Origin of the sequence: Larkinella fluvii, assembly GCF_051857545.1 — a bacterium.
Classification (GTDB): domain Bacteria; phylum Bacteroidota; class Bacteroidia; order Cytophagales; family Spirosomataceae; genus Larkinella.
Genome location: NZ_JBPZHB010000004.1, coordinates 175,039 through 197,817, shown reverse-complemented (window position 1 = coordinate 197,817; position 22,779 = coordinate 175,039). Strand labels below are relative to the sequence as shown.

Here is a 22,779-nt window from a genome sequence, read left to right as displayed (position 1 = left end):
GCTTCATTCAGTAAATCGACTCCATGAGCCCATCCCCTGACCCCAGCAATCTGACGTCGCGCATTGCTGCCCTGCTCAATCTGAACGCCCGGCAGGTTGCCCAAACCGTTCAGTTGCTCGACGACGGTGCCACTGTGCCATTTATTGCCCGCTACCGCAAAGAAGCCACAGGTCAACTGGACGAAGTGCAGATCGGGGCCATCAAAGATACCCACCAAAAACTGGTCGAACTCGACAAACGGCGGGAAACCATCCTGAAATCCATTGCCGATCAGGGCAAATTGACGGCGGAACTCCGCCAGAAAATCGAATCTACCGGCACAGTCACCGAACTGGAAGATCTGTATTTGCCCTATAAACCCAAGCGAAAAACCCGCGCCACCATCGCCATTGAAAAAGGACTGGAGCCCCTGGCCAAATTCATTTTCAGTCAGCGCGAAAATACCGTGGAACGCAAAGCCGCGTCGTTCCTGAACGAGCAGGTGACCACCGTTCAGGACGCCTTGCAGGGCGCCCGCGACATCATGGCGGAGTGGATCAATGAAGACGCCGACGCCCGGCAACGGATCCGGAATCTGTTTGAACGGGAGGCTATTATCCGGGCCGTTGTCAAAAAAGACAAGGAAACCGCCGGGATCAAATACAAGGATTATTTCGACTTTGCCGAACCGCTCCGCCGGGTTCCCTCCCACCGTTTGCTGGCCATCCGGCGCGGAGAAGCGGAAGGAATTTTGGCGGTCAGTATTTCGCCGGATGAACAAACCGCCCTCGAACGGCTGGACCGGCAGTTTTTGCGACACGGCTCGTCCGAAAGCATCGATCAGGTTGCGATGGCCATCAAAGACAGCTACAAACGACTCATCAAACCGTCGATTGAGACCGAATTTGAAAACGTTTCGAAGCAAAAAGCCGATCAGGAAGCCATCAAAATTTTTGCGGATAACCTGCGCCAACTGCTGCTGTCGCCCCCACTCGGGCAGAAGCGGGTGCTGGCCATCGACCCCGGTTTTCGAACCGGCTGCAAAGTGGTTTGTCTGGATGCCCAGGGGAATCTGTTGACCAACGACGTTATTTACCCCGACAGCCGTCGCGAACAGGCGCAACAGACATTGCTAAAACTGGTCGCTCAGCATCAGATTGAAGCCATTACGATTGGCAACGGAACCGCCGGGCGCGAAACCGAGGACTTTGTCCGAAGCCTGAATTTCGGCAAAACCATCCCGTTGTTCATGGTGAGCGAACAGGGCGCATCGATTTATTCCGCTTCGGAAGTGGCGCGGCAGGAATTTCCGAATCAGGATGTAACCGTGCGGGGCGCCATTTCCATCGGTCGCCGGTTGATGGACCCGCTGGCCGAACTGGTTAAAATTGATCCCAAATCGATTGGCGTGGGGCAATACCAGCACGATGTCGATCAGAATGACCTGAAAAGCAGCCTGGATCGGGTGGTGGAAAGCTGCGTGAACCAGGTGGGCGTTTCGCTCAATACCGCCAGCAGTCATTTGTTGCGCTACGTTTCGGGCCTGGGGCCACAACTGGCGCAGAACATCGTTGAATACCGGGCGCAAAACGGCCCGTTCCAATCCCGCGACCAGTTGAAAAAAGTGGCCCGGCTGGGTGCGAAAGCCTACGAGCAATGTGCCGGTTTTCTCCGCATCGATCAAGCCAAAAATCCGCTCGACAACAGCGCCGTTCACCCGGAAAGTTACGCTGTGGTGGAACGCATGGCCCGCGATCTGAAATGCACGGTGACCGATTTAGTCAAAAAAACGGACCTTCAAAAGCAGATAAAGCCCGAATTGTACGTTACCGAAACAGTGGGGCTGCCAACACTCCGCGATATTCTGGCCGAACTGGAAAAACCGGGTCGCGATCCGCGGGAAACGCTGGCCGTTTTCGAATATGACGAGCGGGTCCGAAAACCGGAAGATCTGCGGGAGGGCATGCTGCTAGCGGGCGTGGTGACGAACGTAACGGCTTTCGGCGCTTTTGTCGATATCGGCGTCAAACAGGACGGACTGGTTCACATTTCGCAATTAGCCAATCAGTTCGTTTCCGACCCGCGTCAGGTCGTCAGTGTGCATCAGAAAGTACAGGTGAAAGTGCTGGAAGTTGATTTGCAGCGCAAGCGTATTGCCTTAACGATGAAGATTTAATAGTTTAACCCCTTGCATTCCTGTTTTTCTGACGGTTGACGCATTCGGTAAATTAAACCATATACGATACAACTTAAACCACTACGAATGAGGACTTTACTTCGCCCATTGTGGCCTACTGCTCTTCTGGTGTTGACGCTGTCGTCCTGTTCATTTTTCAAAACTTCGCATTACACCCCGCCCGCCCAGCGAAAACCGGCGGTGGCCAATCGGAAACCGGTCGGCAAACCGCTGAAAACTGTCGATACGCAAACCTACCAGAAAGGGTATGTGCCGCAGGTGGTGAAAATTGCCCGAACCTACACCGGAACACCGTATCGCACGGGCGGTCAGACCTCGGAAGGCATGGACTGCTCGGGGCTAATTTTTGCTTCTTTCAATACCGTTGGTCTGCAAATGCCGCGGGTTTCCTGGCAACAATCCGAAGTGGGCTATGAAGTGGAAGTCCCTCAGATTCAACCGGGTGATCTCGTTTTTTTCGTGCCGGATGACGGAAAATCCGGGTACGTTTCGCACACCGGAATTGTTACCGAAGTTCGCGGGGCATCTAACATCATGTTTATTCACGCGTCTTCGTCGCGGGGTGTTCGGGAAGACAATCTGTTTTCGAGTTACTTCAAAGGCCGGTTTGTGAAAGCTGTCCGGCCTTTTTAAACCCTGTCATTCAGGAAAGCGGCTGCCATTTCAAGCGTCCGCAAATAGGTGTGTTGCGGTGGCGTATACCGAAGCGAATTGTTACCCGTGCGAAATTCTTCCAGGACGACCGCAATTGGCATAAACCGCAAATCCGCCACTTCATCCGATTGCATGACGAACTGATCGAGCGTCCGGCGGGTCCGAAAGACATACACAGCCGCGTGTTCCCGGTCGATCAGCGAAACAGCCGGGTCGATTACCTCCACGGCCACCATGCCCAGAAACTGCAACTCGCCGGTTTTGGGCCGCACGCCAATTTCCTCCTCCACCTCCCGCATCGCGCACTGCTCATAACTCTCGCCCGGATCAACGTGTCCACCGACGCAGACGTCCCAGAAATTGGGCAAAACCGTTTTGTCCGGGTGACGAAGACTCAGCAACACTTCGTCACGATCATTCAATACGACGATTTCAGAGGTGCGGTGCCAGTCGCCGTCGCGGTGTGCTTCTTTTTTGGGTTTGGTAAAGCCCAGCGGCTGGTTGCTGGCGTCAAAAATTTCAAGTAAGTCCATAAAAAAAGCCGCATCACTGCGGCTGATTTAATTCTCCGAAGACCGGCTGGTTCTAACCGGTTTGTGATGCAGTGTCACAAAGATGGCTATTTCTGGCTTTTAAGCCCCTATCCTGCCCCACAAAATCAGGTAGCCCCGACATCGGAACCGATCAGTTACCGTTGCAACACTTCATCGATAAAACCGAACGCTTTGGCTTCTGCGGCTTTCATCCAGTAATCGCGGTCGGCATTCCGTTCAATTTCTTCCGCCGAACGTCCGCTGTGCCGGGCCATGATTTCGTAGAGCTCATTGCGCAGAATAACAATCTGCCGCGCCGTTATCTCAATATCGACGGACTGGCCCTGCGCTCCGCCGTGTGGCTGGTGAATCATGACACGGGCGTGGGGCAAAGCCGAGCGTTTACCCGGTGCTCCGGCGCAGAGCAAAACCGCCCCAAATGACAAGGCCACGCTGGTGCAGATCGTCGCGACGTCGGGCCGGACATATTGCATGGTGTCGTAGATACCCAACCCGGCATATACCGAACCGCCGGGGCTGTTGATATACAGCAAGATGTCTTTTTTGGCATCGGCCGATTCCAGAAATAACATCTGGGCAATGATGATGTTCGCAAGGTTGTCGTCGACTGCCGAACCGAGGAAAACAATTCGGTCGGCCATCAGGCGGGAAAATACATCGACCTCGCGGAAATTCATGGGCCGCTCTTCAATAACCGACCGGGTCATATTTTCCACCTGGTGCAGGTAGCGATCGACCGTCAGACCGTTCAGGTTTTGTCCGTGTACGGCGAAGTTACGGAACTCACGTTGGCTCAGTTCGGGATAATACATAAATCAGTAAATGGTTTGGGATGAAAAATGCGCAGTTCAGGCACAGCAATGCCCTCCGGCTCTATTTAAGCCAGTTGAAGAATCTATAAAACGAGGTTGGTATTGCCGGTATTAACCGAACAGACGGATGTAAATGGCGTCTAATTCGCGACGCAATTGCTGGCGTCCGGCCAGGCGAAGGGCCTGATAGGCCAGTTTCTGGGCTGCCAGTTTCTGTTGCCAGTCCGGATTCCAGAGCAGCCGGACGGAGACGTCAATCCGTTGCTCTTCAGGCAGGGTTTCGCGCAGATAGGCTTCCAGCAGTTGAACTTCTTCTAATTCGGGACGCATCGCCATCAGGATTTAAAGTGACCAATTGACAGGTGACTGACGGCCTTGCGCAGCCGTTCCAGGCATTTGTATTTCTGCACAGTGGCCGAGCGAACCGACTGGTAACCGTGTCGCGTGGCAATCTGCTCCAGCCGCTGACCGAAATAATAGAAGCTAACCAGAATGGATTGACAGGTTTCGCCCAACTGCTCCACAAAGGTCATCAGTTTGAGTGACGGCAGTTCGTTTTCGTCTTCCGGTTCGTCCCAAACGAGGTCGGTCTGGGTTTCATTCAAATTCGTCTTTTGACGCTGTTTTTCCACCTGCTGCCGCCAGAGGTTTTTGCAAATCCCCATCAGATACGTACTGACCGAACACGTCAACGTCAGTTGGTCTTGAACGGTTTTCTCGTAATACAGAATCATGGACTCATGAAAAATATCTTTCGCGTCCTCCTCCGAACCACCGTGTTCCCGGATATAATGGCGAACCATCGGATAGGTTTGGGCATAGATTCGTTCCATCGTTCGTTCCCGGTCAGCAATCAGGGCGACTTCTCTGGGTAGAGTTTGGGTTGAATTCATACGCTTTTTAGTGGTTTATCGGAATAACGCGCCGGTATCACCCAAGGATACGAAGAAAAGTTTTCTGCCGGTAAAAGAAAGGGAGAAAATGTTAAATGAAAAAGGATGAATGTCGAATGTAAAAGGAGTTGCCGCTCAGCACTTTTACATTTAGCGTTCATCATTGCTCATTTTACATTTAAATCAAAAAGCCCCAGACTCGACAAGTCCGGGGCTTTTAACGAATTTTGGTGGAGATAGTCGGATTCGAACCGACGGCCTCTACAATGCCATTGTAGCGCTCTAGCCAACTGAGCTATACCCCCTTTTTTTCGTGGTGCAAAGATGGGAAATTTTGTAGAAAAAGCAATGAAGCTTTTGACAGATTTCAAAAAAAACGCCACGCAATGGCATGGCGTACTAATTTTGAAGCGTTTCTATTATTGCTCCACCATCTCGGCGTCCGCGATGATATAGTTCAGTTCGTAGATATTATCAGCGTTCAGTTTGAGGGTTCCCCGGAAGGTCCGGCGCTCGTCGGTTTTAAACTTGAGGCCGTTTTTCTTGAATTTCAGGGATACCACCGATTCCGGCCCTGCTCCTCCGCAGAAGAAACACGCGCTATACGGAAAAGCCGACAGAACGTACAGATTGGATTCATAATCAACGGGCAACACGTATCCCGTCAACTCGACCGGTTTGCCGCTCAGTTTCTGAATACCGGCACCGAAGGTGGGATACAACATGTAAACGGATTCTTCGGGATACCATTTTTTCTTGAAAGTCACATCGCGCAGCGTTTCCCACGACAGTTTGACGGGCTCAGCAACGGTTGCCACCGAACGGTTACTCACCACTTTGGCGGGGGTAAACGCTGCCAGAGTCAGCAGTCCTAAAAGAGCGATGAAGCAGACATTTTTTTTCATGATGAGGTCGCGTTCAGATAATTACAAATCTACGTCGTTTTCTGGTTTAAAAACAACACTCGGTGGGGTTTGGTTCGGGTTTTTAGGCGCGAAAGTCATAAGTTACCACCTCCATCCTGCAATTATCACAATTTTTGTTACCTTTACCTTAATCAACGTGGTTGCCTCATAAAACCGTGTCGGAAGTAGTTAACGTTATACCCCAGACCTCTCAGCCTTCGGCCCGCCATTTCAACCGCCTGTTCTTAACAACATTGGTGTTCATAGCCATGCTGTTAACGGCTGCTGAAATCGTGAGCCAGTTTCAAACCCGGCGCGAATCCGAACGGGTACTGGTCATTCGAATGGCTTCAGCGCAACGCCATCAGAGTCAGCGACTTGTGAGCCAAGTTCTCCAACTGACCCGCCCTTCGGAGTTGCCCAATTTCCAGCGTACCCTTTCCGAAATCAAGAAACTGTTCGCGCAATTTCAGACGAATCAACTGCACATTGAACAGGGCACTGTACCCGGAAATCCGGTATTGCTTCAGAACAGTGACAGCGTTAAAAGCCGGTATCAATCCCTGAAACCATATTATTCGGGTTTTCGGGACAGTATGCAGCAACTCATCCTTCAGGCCGATCGTGCCACTGACCCCGAAAAATTCATCACCGAAGCCGATTTAACCGCTTTGCTGGCGAACGAAAAGCCCTTTTTAGACAAAATGGACGAAGTCGTTCAGCAATATACCCGCGAAACGCTGGCGAATGTGGAAGATACCCGACTCATCGGGTTTGTCATCTACCTTTTTATCCTGCTGGCCCTCGTGTTTGCGGGCTGGTTCATTCTGCGGCCCGCCGTAAATAAATTTGAGGGGATTATTGCCCAGTTGGTCGAAGCCGAAACCCGAACCGCCACCACCAACCGCAAGCTCCTCTCGCTGAACCGCGCCCTGAAAGAAACCCGCCAGCAACTCTTCGATGCCACCCGCCAGCAATACCAGCAGCAGATGGACGAGCAGAAATTGAGGACTTCCTACCTCGTGGCCGGCCAGGAAGAAGAGCGCAAACGGCTCTCGCGCGAGTTGCACGATGGCATCGGACAAATGCTGACGGCGATCAAGCTGCAGGTCGAAAGTTTTGAGAAAAGTCTGAGTGGCGAGACCAAAGGAACCAAAAATTTAACGGTTCTGAAAAACCTGATTTCGCAGACCATTCAGGAGACCCGAAACGTGTCGAACAACCTGATGCCGACGGTTTTAAGCGACTTCGGGCTGGTTCCGGCCGTGAAAATGCTGGCCGATACGCACGACAAAGACAGTACCATCGATATTATTTTTCATACTAATCTATCAAATACACGTTTAGATAAGAGCGTTGAGATTGGTGTCTACCGCATTGCGCAGGAGGCCGTCAGTAATGCCCTTCGCCACGCCGACCCGCACCAGATCACGATCGATCTGTTCGAAAAAGACAATTATTTGCACCTGATTGTTAACGACGACGGCAAAGGGTTCCGGATCCACCGCAGTCGGAAAGAAGACAGCAAGCGGCCTTCGCAGGGCATTCACAACATGAATGAACGGGCGGCCCTGATCAACGGAAAATTTAAAATATCATCGGCGCCCGACAAAGGCACAAAAGTACAAGTCAGTATACCTTTTAAACTCGCACACCAGGAATATGAGTACACTCAAGTTGATGCTGGTTGATGACCACTCTATCGTCCGAAACGGAATACGCTCTCTGCTGGAACAAAACGATGAATTTTTAATTGTCGACGAAGCCGGCGATGGAGAAGAAGCTCTTGAAAAACTGAAGACCCAGCAACCGGATGTGGTTTTGATGGACATCTCCCTGCCGGGTATGTCGGGTATTCAGACGACACAGATCATTTCGCGTCTGTATAAAAACATCAAAACGCTGATGTTGTCGATGCACAACAACGAAGATTACATTCTTCGCTCGGTGGAAGCCGGGGCCTTTGGCTACATTCTGAAAGACTCATCGAGCGATGAGATGATGAAAGCACTGCGAACCATTGCCAGTGGGGAAAAATATTTCAGCTCACCCGTAGCCACCATTATTCTCAACGGCTACATGCACCAGTTGAAAAAGACGGAACGTAGCAGCAAAATCCGGCGTTCCAAGCTTTCAAAGAAAGAAAAAGAAATCCTGCAGTTTTTGGTCGATGGCATGAGCAGCCGTGAAATTGCCGAAAAACTCCAGCTTTCGGTCCGAACCGTCGACAACCACCGCGCCAACATGATGCGTCGCCTTCAGGTGAAGAATGCCGCCGAACTGGTGAAAATGGCCGTCGAAGAAAAATTGATTTAAAAAACCATTTTATGCAAAGGTAGTGTTATCAAACTGCGGTCTTTGTCGTTCAAGGATACGCACTGTTGATAATCCGTTTTACATTTGTGTAACCAACACTATAGTTATACTATAGTAATAACCAAACCTCTTTTATTATGGCACTCCGATTAGGTGACATCGCCCCGGACTTTACGGCAGAAACCACCGAGGGTACGATCAATTTTCACGAATGGCTGGGAAATTCCTGGGGTATGATCTTTTCGCACCCCGCCGACTTCACGCCGGTTTGTACGACGGAATTGGGCCGAACTGCCCAACTGACTGACGAGTTTGCAAAGCGTGGCGTGAAGGTAATTGCGGTCAGCGTTGACCCGCTTGAGTCGCACACCGAATGGGTGAAAGACATCAACGAAACCCAGAACACGACGGTTAATTTTCCGATGATTGCCGATAAAGACCGTCAGGTGGCCGAATTATACGACATGATTCACCCGAACGCCAGTGAAAAATCAACGGTTCGGTCGGTGTTTATCATCGGTCCTGATAAAAAAATCAAATTGACACTGACCTATCCCGCTTCAACGGGTCGGAACTTCACGGAGATTCTGCGGGTCATCGATTCGCTGCAATTAACCGCCAACTACCAGGTGGCCACGCCCGCCGACTGGACGGAAGGCCAGGATGTAATCGTGGTTCCGGCGGTCAGCACGGAAGACGCCATCAAGAAATTCCCGAAAGGCGTTACCATTGTCAAACCGTATCTTCGGACCACTCCGCAGCCGAATAAGTAAAAATAGAGCGTAATTGCTTTAAATTTCGAATAATAAATGATGAATATTAAATATAAAAGGATCTCATTGTTTATCACTTTTACATTTAACATTCATCATTTATTATTCGAAATTTATTTTTTACCCAACCGGCTTACCCAAAGCGTTTCTCCCCGAAACCGACACCCGCCCCCTTTTTCTACTTATTTTTGCTCAGCATGAGCCGGATTGTTCTGTTTATTTATAGGAAGAGGAAAGCACTGGTCTGGCCGTTTCTGGCACTTTCGTTGGTTCTGGTCGGGTTGTGGTGGAACCGTTCGCTTAAGAAAGTCAATGAATTGCAATGGGAATTTGTAAACGGATACGGGATTCGAATGCCGTTGAAGTATACGATTCACGGTATTGATGTCTCTCACCATAACAACCGCATCAACTGGCAACGGGTTTCGCAGATGCAGGCCCGGGGCGTTGGCCTGCAATTCGTCTTTGTCAAAGCCACCGAAGGCGCATCACTCGTCGACCGGCGATTCAAACACAACTGGCAGGAAGCCCGAAAAGCAGGCCTGAAACGGGGTGCCTACCACTTCTTCCACCCGAAACGCGATCCCGTAAAACAGGCCCAGAATTTCATTAAAACCGTAACACTCAAACCCGGTGACTTTGCCCCCGTGCTCGACTTCGAACGGAATGCCAAAGGCACCGTTCCGGCGGAGAAACTCATTGCCGACATCCGGGTCTGGCTGCGGCTGGTGGAAGACCATTACGGTACCAAACCGATTATTTATGTCAACCGGCACTTTTATTTGCTCTACATTGCCGGTAATTTTGACGACTATCCGCTCTGGATTGCCGATTATTCTTCCGACCACCCCCGGCATTTTAAAGCGGAGCGGTTGTACATTTGGCAACACAATGAAAAAGGCTCCGTGGATGGCATTCGCGGGAAAGTCGATTTTAACGTGTTTGTCTGCGAACCGGACCGATTGAACGAAATTTCTCTTTGAACCCATTTACCATGTTACCGACCCACTCTTTTCTTAAACTTCCTGCTTATCAGGAGCTCCAGAACCATTTCGAGCACTTAAAGGGACAACACCTGCGGGATTTATTTGCGGAGAACCCCGATCGATTTACGGACTTTTCGCTGCGGTTTGAAGACATTCTGGTCGATTTCTCCAAAAACCGGATTAACGCCGAAACCATGCAACTGCTGCGTCAGTTGGCAGGGCAGGCGGGTCTGTACGAAGCCATCGATAAAATGTTTTCCGGCGACCCGATCAACGTTACCGAAAACCGTTCTGTGCTGCACGTCGCCCTACGGAACCGTTCCAACACGCCGGTGCTGGTCGATGGAAAGGATGTGATGCCGGATGTGAACGCGGTTCTGGACAAAATGGAGGCTTTTTCGCATCGCATCAGCTCGGGCGACTGGAAAGGGTATACCGGCAAACCAATCACGCAACTGGTCAACATCGGCATTGGCGGTTCAGATCTGGGGCCGGTGATGGTCACGGAAGCCCTGAAACCGTATGCCGTTCAGAAAAACGGAAAACCGCAGTTGCAGGTCTATTTTGTGTCGAATGTCGATGGCGTACACATTTACGAAACCCTGCAAAAACTCGATCCGGAAACCACACTGTTCATGATTGCGTCAAAAACCTTCACGACGCAGGAAACGATGGCCAATGCACATTCGGCCCGCGACTGGTTCCTCAGTCACGCCAACGACGAATCGGCGGTGGCGAAACATTTCGTAGCCATTTCAACCAATAAAACCGAGGTCGAAAAATTCGGCATCGATCCCGAAAACATGTTCGGGTTCTGGGACTGGGTCGGTGGGCGCTACTCCCTTTGGTCGGCCATCGGTCTATCAATTGCCTGCTACATCGGGTTCGACCATTTTGCTGAACTGCTTGAAGGGGGCCATGCGATGGATCTGCATTTCAAGAATACTCCCATCGAAGAAAACATCCCGGTGACGCTGGCACTACTGGGCATCTGGTACAACAACTTTTTCGGAGCCGAGTCACACGCCATTCTGCCCTACGACCAATACATGCACCGGTTTGCGGCCTATTTCCAGCAGGGCGATATGGAAAGCAACGGCAAATCCGTCGACCGCAACGGCGAGCCGACGGCTTACCAGACCGGGCCGGTGATCTGGGGCGAACCCGGCACCAACGGGCAACACGCGTTTTACCAACTGATTCACCAGGGCACCAAGCTAATTCCCTGCGATTTCATTGCCCCGGCCATCAGCCAGCGTCCACTCGGTGAACACCACAACATGCTGCTGTCCAACTTCTTCGCCCAAACCGAAGCCCTGATGAACGGCAAATCCGGGGAAGAAGTAGTGGGTGAACTGGTAAAAGCCGGAAAAAAGGAAGAGGAAATTGCTTTACTGATGCCCTTCAAGGTGTTTTCCGGAAACCGGCCCACCAATTCGATTCTGGTGAAGAAAATCACGCCAAGGACACTCGGCAGCCTGATTGCGATGTACGAACACAAAATTTTCACCCAGGGCATCATATGGAATATCTTCAGTTTTGATCAGTGGGGCGTCGAACTGGGCAAACAACTGGCCAATCGCATCCTGCCCGAACTTGCTGACAACCGGCCGGTTTCGTCGCACGACAGTTCGACCAACGGCCTGATCAATTCTTACAAAGAATGGAGATAACTTTAAACAATCCAAGATTGGTAATGTTAATAAGGTGTATGCAATGCATACACCTTATTTTTTTACAATTTCAAAAACTTTTATCATGATGAAACGCAACAGTATTCTGCTTGCGGTGTGCCTTTTGGGAACGTGGAGCGCCAATGCTCAGAATAACATTTCTTCAGACACTACCAGAAACTCAGCGACGACAGTCGCTCCAACGAACAGCTCGACCTATTCGTCGACTCCAGCTACGACCAACTCATATTCCTCAACGACCACTACCGCTGACTACGGGAGTCGCCAGAGCCGTGTCAAGGCTGATAAACCATACAAAGCCTTTACCGGTGGTATATATGTGGGAGCCAACTCGACCCGGTACCGGGGTGAAGATGTGGACGGCGACAATCCTTCAGGACGTCTGGGCTACCAGATTGGGGGTTTCGTTCGCGGTGGCGGCCGGATCTACGGACAATTGGGTGCAGAATATTTTGCTTCCAGTTCGAATTACTTCACGCCTGGCGATGGCGCTTCGGTTCAGGATATTTCGGGCCGCATCAACACCAAATGGCTGCAGATCCCAGCTTACATTGGTGTAAAACTGGCGCAGTCGGATCGTGGAATTTCTGCAGTTCGCTTTGCCGTCGGTGCTGAATATGCCAACCGCTTAAGCAGCAACAATACTGTCAATGTGGATGAAAATGAGATCAAAAGCGGAACATTTCTTGGTCTGGTCAATCTGGGCTTCGATATGGGACCAGTCCTGATCGACCTTGTGTATCACCACGGTTTCTCCGATGCCATCAGCGGATTCAACAATTCGCAGCGTCGGGCGCTGGGTGTCAATCTCGGCTTCAAGTTTTAATTCGCAAACTGTCCACTATGCAAACGGCGTTCCGACTTTGAGTCGGAACGCCGTTTTTGTAACCCTGACAACGAGCGGTTTAGTTACCTGGACTTGTTATGACCTGTTCCTTCAAACGCTCCACAATCTCGCCGGCCGTCAGCTTCTCCTGCTGCCCCGTCATCATGTTTTTCAAACCCAGCAATCCGGTTTGCAGTTCTTCAGAGCCAATCAAAACGACATAGGGAATGTGTTTTGCATTCGCATAATCCAGTTGCTTTTTCACTTTGGCAGTATCCGGATACGCTTCCGCCGGGATGTTCTGCGCCCGCAACTGGCTCAGCAGCGGCAAGCCAAGCGAACGCCCTTCAGTATCGAGGTGAACCACCAGCACCTGCGTCGATTGCAAACCGGTTTCCGGAAACAGATTCAGTTCTTCCATCACATCGTAAATCCGGTCGACGCCCAGCGAAATGCCGACGCCCGACAAACCGGGCATACCGAATGCGCCGGTGAGATTGTCGTATCGCCCGCCCCCGCTGATGCTTCCGATTTGCACGCCATTGGCTTTTACCTCGAAAATGGCTCCGGTATAATACGACAGGCCCCGCGCCAGCGTTACATCCAGTTGCATCCGGGCATCTTTCAAGCCGTACTGGGCGACCAACTGCCAGACTTCTTCCAGTTCGGCAACGCCTTTTAGACCCACCTCCGAAGAAGACAGCCAGCTTTTCAACTGACCGAAAGCCGCCTGCGCCTGATCCGGAAACTCAAACATCGGCTCCAGCTTCTCAATCGATTCATCGGAAAAGCCGCGTTGTTTCAATTCTTCAACGACTTTTTCTTTTCCGATTTTATCCAGTTTATCGATGGCAATGGCCAGCAGTCCCTCCTGCCCGGCGGCACCCACCACCTCGGCAATGCCGGTCAAAATCTTGCGGTTGTTGATTTTTACGGTAAAATCCTGAATACCCAGATTGCGCAGGCTTTCGTGCAGCATCAACACGATTTCGGCTTCGCACAGCAGCGAATCCGTACCAACCACGTCGGCATCGCATTGCACAAACTCCCGATAGCGCCCTTTCTGGGGACGATCGGCCCGCCAGACCGGCTGAATCTGGTAACGCTTGAACGGCATCGTCAGCGCGTGGCGGTTCATCACCACGTATCGGGCGAACGGAACCGTCAGGTCATACCGAAGACCCTTTTCCGAAATTTTCAGGGTTAATTTGCGGGCATTTTCCTGCCAGTCGGTTTCGGTCAAATCTTTGGCAAAATCGCCGGAATTGAGCACTTTGAACAACAACTGATCCCCTTCATCGCCGTATTTTCCCATCAGAACCGACAGGTTTTCAAGGGTGGGGGTTTCAATAGGCTGAAAGCCGTATCGACGGAACGTTTGCCGGATGGTTTCCAACAGAAAAAGCCGTTTGCTCATCTGTTCCGGCCCAAAATCGCGCGTGCCGCGGGGTAAACTCGGTTTTTGCATGTTGCAAAAATAGCAAGCCGGACGCAGTTTTCAGCAGGCTGTTTGCAGGAACCTAAACCTACCCCGGCATCGAGCCAGATTAGTACCAATAAAAAATTGATTTTCTGCGGTATTTCCGCTAATTTTGCGGACAATTTGGATTAAACGGACTAATTACATACAATCATGGGAGTAACAGCACTGAAACGCAAAGACCAAAAAAATAAAGCACGGGCTAACAACAAAATTGCGCGTATCAAACAATTATTGCGTCGCCCGGATGTGAAAAACGTCGATGTCGAAGCCATCAAGGCGTCTTTTGCCGAAAAGAAAAGCCAGGCCGCAGCGTAAGTGAAAAGCGGTTTTCAGTGGGGAGTTTCGCACTGTTTTCTGAAAACGGAGGATCATTCGATTGCCTCGTCACGCTCGACGGACGGGGTTTTCTTTTTTAAGCCGTTCCCGCAGCATCTTTTTCAGGTACCGCCGGATGGTCCGGCGGTTTTCGATTTGCATCCGGAAAATAATGGCCTGACCAAACAGGGAAAGCCCGGCGTTGATAACCACCAGACTGTAGGTTCCCAGCAAAAACCACCGGCTGAAGGATTCGCCGGTATGTTTCAGGTTGGCGGCTTCGCTGAAAACGCATAAGCCATAGCCAATCAGAACCAGACTGAAAGGAGCCAGCAGGAGCCATTTGGTGCGTGTACTCATCCGTTTGATGAGTCGCCGACCGGGAGGTTTAGAGGGAGCAACAGCCATCGTAAGTAAAACTACAAGTGATCAAAGCTCTAATTTAACAGACTAATTCTCATTTTATCTGTAAATCTGTTAATTATTGCTTATTCGGCCCCATCGCCGGTTGGGGATCAACGAGAGTGTCCCGTGTTCCGGCGGTGTTTTTCCGTGGTATGAAACATCTCATCAGCTTTATTTTAAAAACCGTACCGCGCCCGGTCTTGCAGCGGGTCAGCCATTATGCCATGAAGGTGATGATGGTCTTCTACCGGGGCAATAACGTCGAGTGTACGGTTTGTGGCAAACACTTCCGGGAATTCATGCCTTACGGCCGGAACATTCCCCGCCCGAACGCCTTGTGTCCGAACTGTTTAGCCCTGGAGCGCCACCGGCTGATGAACCTTTACCTGCAGCGAAAAACCAATTTCTACCAAGATCCGCTGAAAGTTCTGCACGTTGCACCCGAGCATTGTTTTATCGACCGGTTCGAGAAACTACCCAATCTGGATTACATCACCGCCGACATCGAATCACCCCTGGCGAAAATAAAGATGGACATTCACCAGATTCCATTTCCGGACAATACCTTCGATGTTGCCTTTTGTAACCACGTCATGGAACACGTCGAAGATGATGCCAAAGCCAGTAGTGAGCTCTACCGCGTACTAAAACCGGGCGGCTGGGCCATCATTCAGTCGCCGATCGACTACACCCGCGAAACCACCTTCGAAGACGCTACCATTACTGACCCGAAAGAGCGGGAGCGGCTTTTCTGGCAGAGTGACCACGTCCGGCTTTTTGGCCGCGATTATGCCCAACGGCTGGCCAAAGGCGGTTTTACCGTCGTGGAAGACCGCTTTGTGTTTGAACTTCCCAAAGAAGAAGTGAAACGGTTTTCACTGCCCGCCGGAGAGGTGATTTATCTCTGCAAAAAATAAGTCGTTAGCTTTCGACCGGATAAGGCCCCTCGGAAAAGGTTTGCGGATGATATTTCTTCAAGCCAACCTGCCGGGCCAGTGGGCTTCTCAGGTCTTCCCCCGCTTTCAGGCGTTCAATCAAATACCTAAAATCATACTTCGGTTGCCAACCCAGTTCTGTCCGGGCTTTTTCGTTTACATACACCCGGTCAATGCCGGGGAACATCCGCCAGCCCCGGCGCCCGTATTCTGCTTCATAGTTCGGAACCAATCGTCCAACTACTTGAGGGGCAGCAGACCGTAAAGCCACGGTGTCATCCGGCAAAAAAGGTGTCGTTGCGCTGATGATGTAGGTACCAAAACCGAGGGCCGGAGCCCGTTCGGCCGCCAGCAGGTGCGCACTCACCACATCTTCCAGATCCACGCGCCGAAAGAGGTATTCGTTGGCTTTTACATTGTCGTCTTCATAGGCATCCCGCACGCCCTTGTTGTCATCAATTTCGAGGAAAAACCGGGAAGTTCGCAGAATGATACAAGGCAGCCCGTGATTTCGGTAAAAAAGCTGGCAGAGGTCTTCGGCGGCCGTTTTTGTAACGCCGTAAATATTTTTGGGAACGGGCGTCACCTCCTCCGTGATCCAGGCTGCGGGTTCTCCGGCGGGTGGCACCAGTGCATCACCAAAAACACTGGTGGTGCTAGTGAACACAAAACGCTCCACACCGGCGGCCACCGACTCCTGCAGCAGATTGAGCGTACCGGTGATGTTGGTGTCAATGAAATCCTGCAGGCTGTGGGTGGCGACGTGCGGTTTGTGGAGGGTTGCCGTATGAAAAACCGTCTTTACGCCCTCAAGACAACATTGAACAAACGAGCGGTCGGTAATCGAGCCGACGTGCGAGGTAAAAGGAGAGTTTAAAATGTCGATACTGACGACTTCATCTCCCAAACGCTGTAACGTGCGGACCAGTGCCTCCCCCAGGTGTCCCGCGCTTCCCGTAACCAAGACTTTCATGCCGTAAAATTACGGATCACGACGGATATTCCATATTGGCACCGGTTTCCTGGTGTCCTTTGGGTTCGCGGAGTCGTTTCCAGCCCTCGCTCAAAAAACCGACGCCGTAGCCGATGAGCTGCACAAAAGCTGCCCCAATGCTTAAAAATCCCACTTTCAGGCTCTTCTCTTTTCGGACAGCGTCGCTAAAAATCAGAACGGAGAACAGAAGCAACACCGAAACCGCCAGAGCAAACAGAACCGGATGGATGAAATACCAAACCGGAACCGAGAAGACGAATAGCGTAAACAACGCGGGAAAGGTGTGAACCAGCCGGAGTTCCGACGGAAAAAACCGGGCGATGTTGATGCGGGCGCGGCCAAAAAACCGGAGTTGGCGATAAAACTGGCCGAAATTCGTCCGGCGTTTGTGGTAAATAAACGCATCCGGGAGTAGGCCGGTTTTAAAGTCATTGTCAATAATCCGGATGGCAAATTCGATGTCCTCCCCCATCCGGCTGATTTTATAGCCACCGATTTTCTCGTAGACCTGTCGCGAAAAACCCATGTTGAAACTGCGCGGATGAAACTTGCCGCCAAGGTTCTTCTTGCTACCCCGAATGCCCCCAGTCGTAAACGGCGAGGTCATCGAATAACTGATCGCCTTTTGAATGGGCGTAAAACTGGGATGCGCTGCGTCGGGGCCGCCGTACGCATCCAGCCAGTCGGTTTGCAACCGCTGTTCGACGGCGGCAAAATAATGCGGAGGAACCAGCGCATCGGAGTCAAAAATCACGAAATAATCCCCCGTCGCCCGTTCAAAACCGTAGTTGCGGGCAAACCCCTGCCCGCCGTTGGGTTTGAAATAATAGTGGATCGTCAGGCGGTTTTTGAATGACTCGACCACCGCGTCGGCCCGGGTTACGGAACCGTCTTCCACCACCACGATTTCGTCGGGAACACGGGTTTGCCGGCTCAGGCTTTCGAGCAGTTCGCGCAGTTCGTCCGGGCGATTGTAAACGGGAATGATGACGGAAAAACGCATCGAACGGGATTAGATGACTTCCTTCAATGCCTCTTCGTTCGCCCAGATTACCTGATCGATCAGTTCGTCCGTCAGCGCAACCGAGAGGAACAAACTCTCGAATTGCGACGGAGCCAGGTAGACACCTCGCTTCAGCATGGCCTGGAAATACCGCCCAAACAATGGCAAATCGCTGGTTTTGGCATCGACGAAATTAGAAACCGGCCGCTCTGTCATGAACAGGGTGTACATCGAGCCGAGGTGATTGATTGTAAAATCCAGCCCCAGCTTGACCATGCTGGCGCGAATGCCGTCGGTGAGTCGGGTTCCCAGTTCCTCCAGCCGCGTGTAGACTTCCGGATGATTGTTCAAATGCCGCAACATCGCCAGCCCGGCCGACATAGCAATCGGATTCCCGGACAAGGTTCCGGCCTGATACACCGGCCCGGCGGGTGAAACGATACTCATGATGTCGTGCCGTCCGCCATAGGCTCCCACCGGCATTCCGCCCCCGATGATTTTACCCATCGTGGTGAGATCGGGACGAATGCCAAACCGCTCCTGGGCTCCGCCTTTGGCCAGCCGGAAACCGGTCATGACTTCATCGAAAATCAGCAGAATATCATTTTTATCGCATAAATCCCGCAAGCCCTGCAGAAAACCGGGTTCGGGTAACACGCAGCCCATGTTGCCCACAACGGGTTCCAGGATGATGGCCGCAATCTGATTGGCGTTGGCATCGATCAATCGTTCAACGGCGTAGAGATCGTTGAACGGAGCCGTCAGCGTATCCAAAGCGGTGGCCTTGGTAACACCGGGACTGTCGGGCGTACCCATCGTAATGGCGCCACTACCGGCCGCAATCAGAAAGGAATCCGCATGGCCGTGGTAACAGCCTTCAAATTTGATCAGTTTGTCACGCCCGGTAAACCCACGTGCTACCCGAATAGCCGCCATCGTGGCTTCAGTGCCGGAGTTGACCATCCGCACCATCTCGACCGACGGCACCATGTCGGTGATCAATTCGGCCATTTCCACTTCCTTGCGGGTGGGTGCGCCGAACGAAAACGAGTGCTGAATCGCTTCCCGAACGGCTTCTTCCACCGGCTCGAATGCGTGGCCCAGCACCATCGGCCCCCAGGAATTGATCAGTTCGATGTACCGGTTACCATCTTCATCAAAAAGGTAAGGCCCTTTTGCGGATTTAATAAACACCGGGTTTCCACCTACGGCCCGAAAGGCCCGAACCGGAGAATTCACCCCGCCCGGAATCAATGCTTTTGCTTTCTCGAAGAGTTGCTCGCTCGTTTTCATCTTTTAATGAGCGAATGAGTGAATGAGTGAATGAGTGAATAGGATCAAAGATCGCGCTTTTCTATTCACTCATTCGCTCATTCACTCATTCACAATTATTTGATTAGTGTAAACCGTGTTCCGTCGTATTTTACGATGGGGACGACCTGGTTATCGTTGCTGGCGGTGTAATCGTAGCCGGAAAGCAGGTAGCCTTCTTCGGGGGCGGCTTTGAGTTGCGACCGGTTTGTAATCTGTCCGCGGGTTCGGGCCAGCATCCGGCCAAAAAACAGCAGCATATCGTACCCCTGGTATGCGTACATCGACGGAATCATATTGCGCTGATCCAGGTATAGCTCCTCAAATTCGTCCGAACCGGGGCGCTCCGGGTCGACAAACTCGGGATACACCAAGTACAAATCGCTTTTTGAAAAAATCGATAGAGGATCTTTGTCAAAATTAAAGGCGGACGAAGTGGCAATCACCGGGACTTCCACTTTCCGTTGTGTGAGCAAGCGGAGCAATTTGGACCCCGTACTTTCGTCGCTGCTCACCAGAAAAATATGGCCGGGTTTGTTCGTTTCCGACAGCCGAATGGCTTCCAGATCGCTGCTGCTTACTTTCCGAAAATCCTGCACCGCGTAGCCGATTCGTTTCAGTTCGTTCTGGTACAGGGTCGCCAACGTGGAATCCTTCCGGGTGTTCCCATAATAAATAGCCGCTTTTTTCACCATCGACAAGGTTCGGGCAAAAGCGACGGTTTTCAGTGCCTGCTGGTTCAGCGACGGAGTAGCCAGAAAAGCCAGGGGTTGATTGACGACTAGCTCACTGCTGGTCGAAATCGGATTAACGAGCAAAACGTTGTTCTGATTGGCAAATTCCGTGGCAATCCGGTTAGGTTCTGCGTAGAGCGGACCGATCAGCAAATCGTTTTGAATAAACCCCGGATTATTGACCAGCGTCGTCATTTTGGTGCCATCATTATCGACATCATAGGCAAACAGATTCACCGTAATGCCTTCCGACTGCAATTTCGTTTTCGCCAGCCTCATGCCGTTGTACAAATCCAGCGCGTACTGATTAGAGCGGGCGCGTTCCTCCGGATTGATGTCGTTCAACCGAAATGGAAACAACACAGCTACGTTGTAATAGCCTTTGTTGCGGTTTTTCTCTGGTCTGGCAACCGTCGCCGTGCTGGATGATGCTTCCGTTAGTACGGGACGCGCAATGCCCGGCACACCAAACCGGTTGGTCAGCCGGTCCGACAGTTCGAGGTCGGCCGGGGCCGTCGATGTTCGCTGGATCTGATCGATCAGCGCCAGTGCCAGTTCGCGGTTGTTCGGAAATTCTTTCTGCATCAGTTTCAACCGGTTCAAATCGTTGATCTGGCTGAAATAATAGGTTTGCAGCTTGCTAACGTCCGGTTTGAGGGCCGGATCGCCGATGCGGCCCAGGTTTTCGATGCCTTCTTCGTATTGCCCGTTTTCAAAAAAAGCCGCCCCCAGCAGGTAATAGGCATCGTCCATTTTTTTCCAATCCGGAAACCGGTCGATCAACTGCTTCAACATCAACCGGCTTTCCGAAAACCGCTTCAAATTAAAATCGGCCAGCGCGTGGTAATAGTGTGCGTAGGGTGCAATGCCACTGGTTCGGATCTCGGTCAGCGGTTTGAGTTCGGCCTTGGCCTTCACGTAGTCTTTCTGCTGAATGAAGCGTACCGCATACTGGTAGCGTCGTTCGGCATTATCGGTTTGGGCCATAGCCGCCAGTGCGGTCGTCCAGATTAGGACACAGAGGCTAAATGACCTGAAACCGGTATGGAAAGCAAAAGACCTATTCATGGGGCTGGATTAAGAAGCGTGGCACAAAACTAACAAAACCAACACAGACGTGTTGGTTTTGTTAGAAAGAAGACAGATTAGTGAGCCATCTTTTTTATTTTTTCGGTCGTTTTTTAGCCTCTTCAGCTTGTTTTTTAGCTTCCTCAGCCTGTTGAAGCGAGCGTTGCAGCAAATCCTGGAACTTCGATTTCTTGACATCGCCCTTCGCAAACTTCTTCCGGTTTTCTTCCAGCACCGCCTTGATCTTGTCTTCATCGACAAACTTGCGAATCAGCAATTGCTGGGCAATCGTCACGACGTTCGACACAAAGTAATAGAAAGTCAGACCGGCCGGGAACGAGTTCAGAACAAACATGAACATCAGCGGGAACACGTAGCTCATCGCTTTCATGTTGATCGGGCTGTTCGGCTGGGCGGGCGTCATCTGGTTGTTATAGTACGCGTAGGCCAAACTCGACGCCGTCATGAAGATCGTGAACAGACTCAGGTGCGAGCCCATGAACGGAATCGTGAACGGAAACTTGATGAAGGAATCGTAGGTTGACAAATCGTTCGACCACAGAAAACCTTTCTGGCGTAGTTCAATCAGGTTCGGAAACAGGAAAAACAACGCCATCAAGACCGGCATGGTGGCCAGAACCGGAATACAGCCACTCAGCGGACTCACGCCCACCTGCTGATACAGTTTCATGGTTTCCTGCTGTTGCTTGGCCATGTCGTCGCCCACCTTCTCACGAATCGCGTTCACTTCGGGGCCTAAAACCCGCATTTTCGCCATACTAACGTACGAACGGTACGTCAAGGGTGTCAGCAGCAGCTTCACGAACACCACCAGCGCGATGATCAGCAGGCCGTAGTTGGAAATGAACTTCTCCAGGAAGCTAAATACCGGTACAAAAAAGTATTTGTTCACCGGTTTCAGAATGGCATAGCCCAGGTAAACGTTCCGGTCAAATTCCGGTGCGACTTCGTCGAGCAACTGATAATCGTTCGGGCCAAAATAGAAGCGGTAATTGCCTTTGCCCGCCTTCACATCGGCGATGGGAATCAGCACGTCGGCGATGGCGGTTTTTACCGTACTGGAATCCGCTTCGTTCACAATCGTTTTGAAAACCGGCTTTTTGAAGGGACTGCTCTCCGAAATAAACCCGGCCAGAAAGTATTTGTGCTTGATGGTAAACCATTGCACCGGTTCCTCCAGTGTTGCTTCCTGGTTGGCCGCGCCTTCCGACAGGCCATCGAAATTTTCGTCGGCCGACAGGTAATTGATGGTTGCCGATTTCCGGTTTTCGGCCATATCGTTTTCAAACTGCCGCATTTTATCCTGCCACAGGAACCGGATATCATTGTTGGTCAACAGCTTATCCATGCCGTTCAGTTTCAGGTCGTAATCAACCACAAAGCCTTTCGCCGGGATGGTGTAGGTCTGTTCAACGGATTCGGTGGGTGACAGGGCGAGTTTAAACGATACGGTTTGGGCGTTTCCCTGAACGGTGGTCCGGGGTGGCGTGGCCGTTTCAAAATACAATTTTTCGACGTTGACTTTCCCCCGGTTGGTGGGCAGTTCCAGCACCATTTCGCTGCTTTCTTCATTCAGCAGCACCAGCGGTTTCTGGTCGTACGTTTTGTAATTTTTCAGAAGGACTTCTTTAACACGTCCTCCCTGGGTGCTAAAGGTAACCCGGATATCGGGGTTTTCGACGACTATATCCTGGCTCTGACCCGTTGCTGCGGCTGCAAAATCGCCATACATCATCCGGGAGGCTGCCGAGTCGAGGGGTTGCTCCGCTTTTTTGGCGGCTTCCGGCGTGGGGGCAGAAGTGGCTGTTTCCTGTTGGGGTTTTGTTTCCGGAGCGGGCTTTGGCATTAACAACTGATACCCCAGCAACATCCCCAGAATCAATACAATACCAATAATTTGATTACGATCCATTTTTTTGG

The 22,779-nt window shown here is 51.5% G+C and carries 22 protein-coding genes and 1 tRNA gene; 10 read left to right on the top strand and 13 right to left on the bottom strand.

Annotated features, from left to right (window positions below; all coding sequences use genetic code 11):
* The first annotated feature begins 23 nt into the window (after positions 1–23).
* Together ACS5NO_RS11205 and ACS5NO_RS11200 are read left to right on the top strand one after the other, a co-directional pair.
* Positions 24–2,156, top strand: coding sequence for a Tex family protein (locus ACS5NO_RS11205; RefSeq protein WP_439415235.1), 2,133 nt, complete (start codon positions 24–26; stop codon positions 2,154–2,156).
* Between the two features lie 87 nt (positions 2,157–2,243).
* Entirely contained in the window at positions 2,244–2,810 is a 567-nt protein-coding gene (locus tag ACS5NO_RS11200) for a C40 family peptidase (protein WP_439415234.1), read from the top strand.
* On the opposite strand, the gene ACS5NO_RS11195 is transcribed toward ACS5NO_RS11200, so the two are convergent.
* The 6 genes from ACS5NO_RS11195 to ACS5NO_RS11170 all read right to left on the bottom strand — a co-directional run bounded on the left by ACS5NO_RS11195 (position 2,807) and on the right by ACS5NO_RS11170 (position 5,995).
* Positions 2,807–3,364 carry an NUDIX hydrolase gene (locus ACS5NO_RS11195; protein ID WP_439415233.1) on the bottom strand — a complete coding sequence of 186 codons (558 nt, stop codon included), beginning with the start codon at positions 3,362–3,364 and terminating at the stop codon, positions 2,807–2,809. The two genes, ACS5NO_RS11200 and ACS5NO_RS11195, sit on opposite strands and share 4 nt — an antisense overlap.
* A 155-nt stretch (positions 3,365–3,519) precedes the next feature.
* Positions 3,520–4,197: a ClpP family protease gene (locus ACS5NO_RS11190; RefSeq protein ID WP_439415232.1), complete on the bottom strand. Its 678-nt coding sequence runs from the start codon at positions 4,195–4,197 to the stop codon at positions 3,520–3,522.
* A gap of 111 nt (positions 4,198–4,308) precedes the next feature.
* Complete coding sequence (locus ACS5NO_RS11185) at positions 4,309–4,527, bottom strand: hypothetical protein (RefSeq protein WP_439415231.1); 219 nt, start codon at positions 4,525–4,527, stop codon at positions 4,309–4,311.
* Between the two features lie 5 nt (positions 4,528–4,532).
* Positions 4,533–5,090, bottom strand: a complete 558-nt coding sequence (locus ACS5NO_RS11180) for an RNA polymerase sigma factor (protein ID WP_439415230.1) — start codon at positions 5,088–5,090, stop codon at positions 4,533–4,535.
* A 228-nt stretch (positions 5,091–5,318) separates the two neighbouring features.
* A tRNA-Ala gene (locus ACS5NO_RS11175) sits at positions 5,319–5,395 on the bottom strand.
* 114 nt (positions 5,396–5,509) lie between these two features.
* Positions 5,510–5,995 (bottom strand): DUF3299 domain-containing protein, encoded by a 486-nt coding sequence (locus ACS5NO_RS11170; protein WP_114404727.1) that lies wholly within the window; start codon positions 5,993–5,995, stop codon positions 5,510–5,512.
* A gap of 269 nt (positions 5,996–6,264) precedes the next feature.
* Between ACS5NO_RS11170 and ACS5NO_RS11165 the strand changes: the two genes are divergently transcribed.
* From ACS5NO_RS11165 to ACS5NO_RS11140, 6 genes are all read left to right on the top strand, one after another.
* Positions 6,265–7,686 (top strand): sensor histidine kinase, encoded by a 1,422-nt coding sequence (locus ACS5NO_RS11165; RefSeq protein WP_439415229.1) that lies wholly within the window; start codon positions 6,265–6,267, stop codon positions 7,684–7,686.
* Positions 7,658–8,311, top strand: a complete 654-nt coding sequence (locus ACS5NO_RS11160) for a response regulator transcription factor (RefSeq protein ID WP_486284516.1) — start codon at positions 7,658–7,660, stop codon at positions 8,309–8,311. Before ACS5NO_RS11165 ends, ACS5NO_RS11160 begins: the two co-directional genes overlap by 29 nt.
* A 137-nt stretch (positions 8,312–8,448) precedes the next feature.
* A complete protein-coding gene (locus tag ACS5NO_RS11155; protein WP_138990471.1) occupies positions 8,449–9,084 on the top strand; it encodes a peroxiredoxin in 636 nt (211 codons plus the stop codon).
* A 197-nt stretch (positions 9,085–9,281) separates the two neighbouring features.
* On the top strand, positions 9,282–10,067 hold the full coding sequence (locus ACS5NO_RS11150; RefSeq protein WP_439415228.1) for a glycoside hydrolase family 25 protein: 786 nt from the start codon (positions 9,282–9,284) through the stop codon (positions 10,065–10,067).
* 11 nt (positions 10,068–10,078) lie between these two features.
* Positions 10,079–11,743, top strand: a complete 1,665-nt coding sequence (gene pgi, locus ACS5NO_RS11145) for a glucose-6-phosphate isomerase (protein WP_439415227.1) — start codon at positions 10,079–10,081, stop codon at positions 11,741–11,743.
* 88 nt (positions 11,744–11,831) lie between these two features.
* Positions 11,832–12,590, top strand: coding sequence for an outer membrane beta-barrel protein (locus tag ACS5NO_RS11140; protein WP_439415226.1), 759 nt, complete (start codon positions 11,832–11,834; stop codon positions 12,588–12,590).
* A 79-nt stretch (positions 12,591–12,669) separates the two neighbouring features.
* Here the strand turns inward: ACS5NO_RS11140 and hisS are convergent, their stop codons facing one another.
* The gene (hisS, locus tag ACS5NO_RS11135) at positions 12,670–14,058 is read right to left on the bottom strand and encodes a histidine--tRNA ligase (protein WP_439415225.1); all 1,389 of its coding nucleotides are present in this window, start codon (positions 14,056–14,058) and stop codon (positions 12,670–12,672) included.
* A 165-nt stretch (positions 14,059–14,223) separates the two neighbouring features.
* On the opposite strand from hisS, the gene ACS5NO_RS11130 reads away from it, so the two are divergent.
* Complete coding sequence (locus ACS5NO_RS11130; protein ID WP_165840860.1) at positions 14,224–14,388, top strand: hypothetical protein; 165 nt, start codon at positions 14,224–14,226, stop codon at positions 14,386–14,388.
* Between the two features lie 69 nt (positions 14,389–14,457).
* Here ACS5NO_RS11130 and ACS5NO_RS11125 read toward each other — a convergent pair whose 3' ends face one another.
* Positions 14,458–14,748: a hypothetical protein gene (locus ACS5NO_RS11125; RefSeq protein ID WP_439415224.1), complete on the bottom strand. Its 291-nt coding sequence runs from the start codon at positions 14,746–14,748 to the stop codon at positions 14,458–14,460.
* 197 nt (positions 14,749–14,945) lie between these two features.
* Between ACS5NO_RS11125 and ACS5NO_RS11120 the strand changes: the two genes are divergently transcribed.
* Positions 14,946–15,710, top strand: a complete 765-nt coding sequence (locus ACS5NO_RS11120) for a class I SAM-dependent methyltransferase (RefSeq protein ID WP_439415223.1) — start codon at positions 14,946–14,948, stop codon at positions 15,708–15,710.
* Positions 15,711–15,714: 4 nt separating this feature from the next.
* On the opposite strand, the gene ACS5NO_RS11115 is transcribed toward ACS5NO_RS11120, so the two are convergent.
* The 5 genes from ACS5NO_RS11115 to yidC form a co-directional block, all read right to left on the bottom strand.
* Positions 15,715–16,701: an NAD-dependent epimerase/dehydratase family protein gene (locus ACS5NO_RS11115; RefSeq protein WP_439415222.1), complete on the bottom strand. Its 987-nt coding sequence runs from the start codon at positions 16,699–16,701 to the stop codon at positions 15,715–15,717.
* 16 nt (positions 16,702–16,717) lie between these two features.
* Positions 16,718–17,725 (bottom strand): glycosyltransferase family 2 protein, encoded by a 1,008-nt coding sequence (locus ACS5NO_RS11110; RefSeq protein WP_439415221.1) that lies wholly within the window; start codon positions 17,723–17,725, stop codon positions 16,718–16,720.
* Between the two features lie 9 nt (positions 17,726–17,734).
* Complete coding sequence (gene hemL, locus ACS5NO_RS11105; RefSeq protein ID WP_439415220.1) at positions 17,735–19,018, bottom strand: glutamate-1-semialdehyde 2,1-aminomutase; 1,284 nt, start codon at positions 19,016–19,018, stop codon at positions 17,735–17,737.
* A 95-nt stretch (positions 19,019–19,113) separates the two neighbouring features.
* Complete coding sequence (locus ACS5NO_RS11100) at positions 19,114–20,838, bottom strand: ABC transporter substrate-binding protein (RefSeq protein ID WP_439415219.1); 1,725 nt, start codon at positions 20,836–20,838, stop codon at positions 19,114–19,116.
* Positions 20,839–20,932: 94 nt separating this feature from the next.
* Complete coding sequence (gene yidC / locus ACS5NO_RS11095) at positions 20,933–22,771, bottom strand: membrane protein insertase YidC (protein ID WP_439415218.1); 1,839 nt, start codon at positions 22,769–22,771, stop codon at positions 20,933–20,935.
* Between the last annotated feature and the right edge of the window lie 8 nt (positions 22,772–22,779).

Bases quoted from the DNA above. Each gene is read 5' to 3' on its own strand.
- ACS5NO_RS11205 (WP_439415235.1), top strand. From the start codon at position 24: ATGAGCCCATCCCCTGACCCCAGCAATCTGACGTCGCGCATTGCTGCC.
- ACS5NO_RS11200 (WP_439415234.1), top strand. From the start codon at position 2,244: ATGAGGACTTTACTTCGCCCATTGTGGCCTACTGCTCTTCTGGTGTTG.
- ACS5NO_RS11195 (WP_439415233.1), bottom strand. From the start codon at position 3,364: ATGGACTTACTTGAAATTTTTGACGCCAGCAACCAGCCGCTGGGCTTT.
- ACS5NO_RS11190 (WP_439415232.1), bottom strand. From the start codon at position 4,197: ATGTATTATCCCGAACTGAGCCAACGTGAGTTCCGTAACTTCGCCGTA.
- ACS5NO_RS11185 (WP_439415231.1), bottom strand. From the start codon at position 4,527: ATGCGTCCCGAATTAGAAGAAGTTCAACTGCTGGAAGCCTATCTGCGC.
- ACS5NO_RS11180 (WP_439415230.1), bottom strand. From the start codon at position 5,090: ATGAATTCAACCCAAACTCTACCCAGAGAAGTCGCCCTGATTGCTGAC.
- ACS5NO_RS11170 (WP_114404727.1), bottom strand. From the start codon at position 5,995: ATGAAAAAAAATGTCTGCTTCATCGCTCTTTTAGGACTGCTGACTCTG.
- ACS5NO_RS11165 (WP_439415229.1), top strand. From the start codon at position 6,265: ATGCTGTTAACGGCTGCTGAAATCGTGAGCCAGTTTCAAACCCGGCGC.
- ACS5NO_RS11160 (WP_486284516.1), top strand. From the start codon at position 7,658: ATGAGTACACTCAAGTTGATGCTGGTTGATGACCACTCTATCGTCCGA.
- ACS5NO_RS11155 (WP_138990471.1), top strand. From the start codon at position 8,449: ATGGCACTCCGATTAGGTGACATCGCCCCGGACTTTACGGCAGAAACC.
- ACS5NO_RS11150 (WP_439415228.1), top strand. From the start codon at position 9,282: ATGAGCCGGATTGTTCTGTTTATTTATAGGAAGAGGAAAGCACTGGTC.
- pgi (WP_439415227.1), top strand. From the start codon at position 10,079: ATGTTACCGACCCACTCTTTTCTTAAACTTCCTGCTTATCAGGAGCTC.
- ACS5NO_RS11140 (WP_439415226.1), top strand. From the start codon at position 11,832: ATGAAACGCAACAGTATTCTGCTTGCGGTGTGCCTTTTGGGAACGTGG.
- hisS (WP_439415225.1), bottom strand. From the start codon at position 14,058: ATGCAAAAACCGAGTTTACCCCGCGGCACGCGCGATTTTGGGCCGGAA.
- ACS5NO_RS11130 (WP_165840860.1), top strand. From the start codon at position 14,224: ATGGGAGTAACAGCACTGAAACGCAAAGACCAAAAAAATAAAGCACGG.
- ACS5NO_RS11125 (WP_439415224.1), bottom strand. From the start codon at position 14,748: ATGAGTACACGCACCAAATGGCTCCTGCTGGCTCCTTTCAGTCTGGTT.
- ACS5NO_RS11120 (WP_439415223.1), top strand. From the start codon at position 14,946: ATGAAACATCTCATCAGCTTTATTTTAAAAACCGTACCGCGCCCGGTC.
- ACS5NO_RS11115 (WP_439415222.1), bottom strand. From the start codon at position 16,701: ATGAAAGTCTTGGTTACGGGAAGCGCGGGACACCTGGGGGAGGCACTG.
- ACS5NO_RS11110 (WP_439415221.1), bottom strand. From the start codon at position 17,725: ATGCGTTTTTCCGTCATCATTCCCGTTTACAATCGCCCGGACGAACTG.
- hemL (WP_439415220.1), bottom strand. From the start codon at position 19,018: ATGAAAACGAGCGAGCAACTCTTCGAGAAAGCAAAAGCATTGATTCCG.
- ACS5NO_RS11100 (WP_439415219.1), bottom strand. From the start codon at position 20,838: ATGAATAGGTCTTTTGCTTTCCATACCGGTTTCAGGTCATTTAGCCTC.
- yidC (WP_439415218.1), bottom strand. From the start codon at position 22,771: ATGGATCGTAATCAAATTATTGGTATTGTATTGATTCTGGGGATGTTG.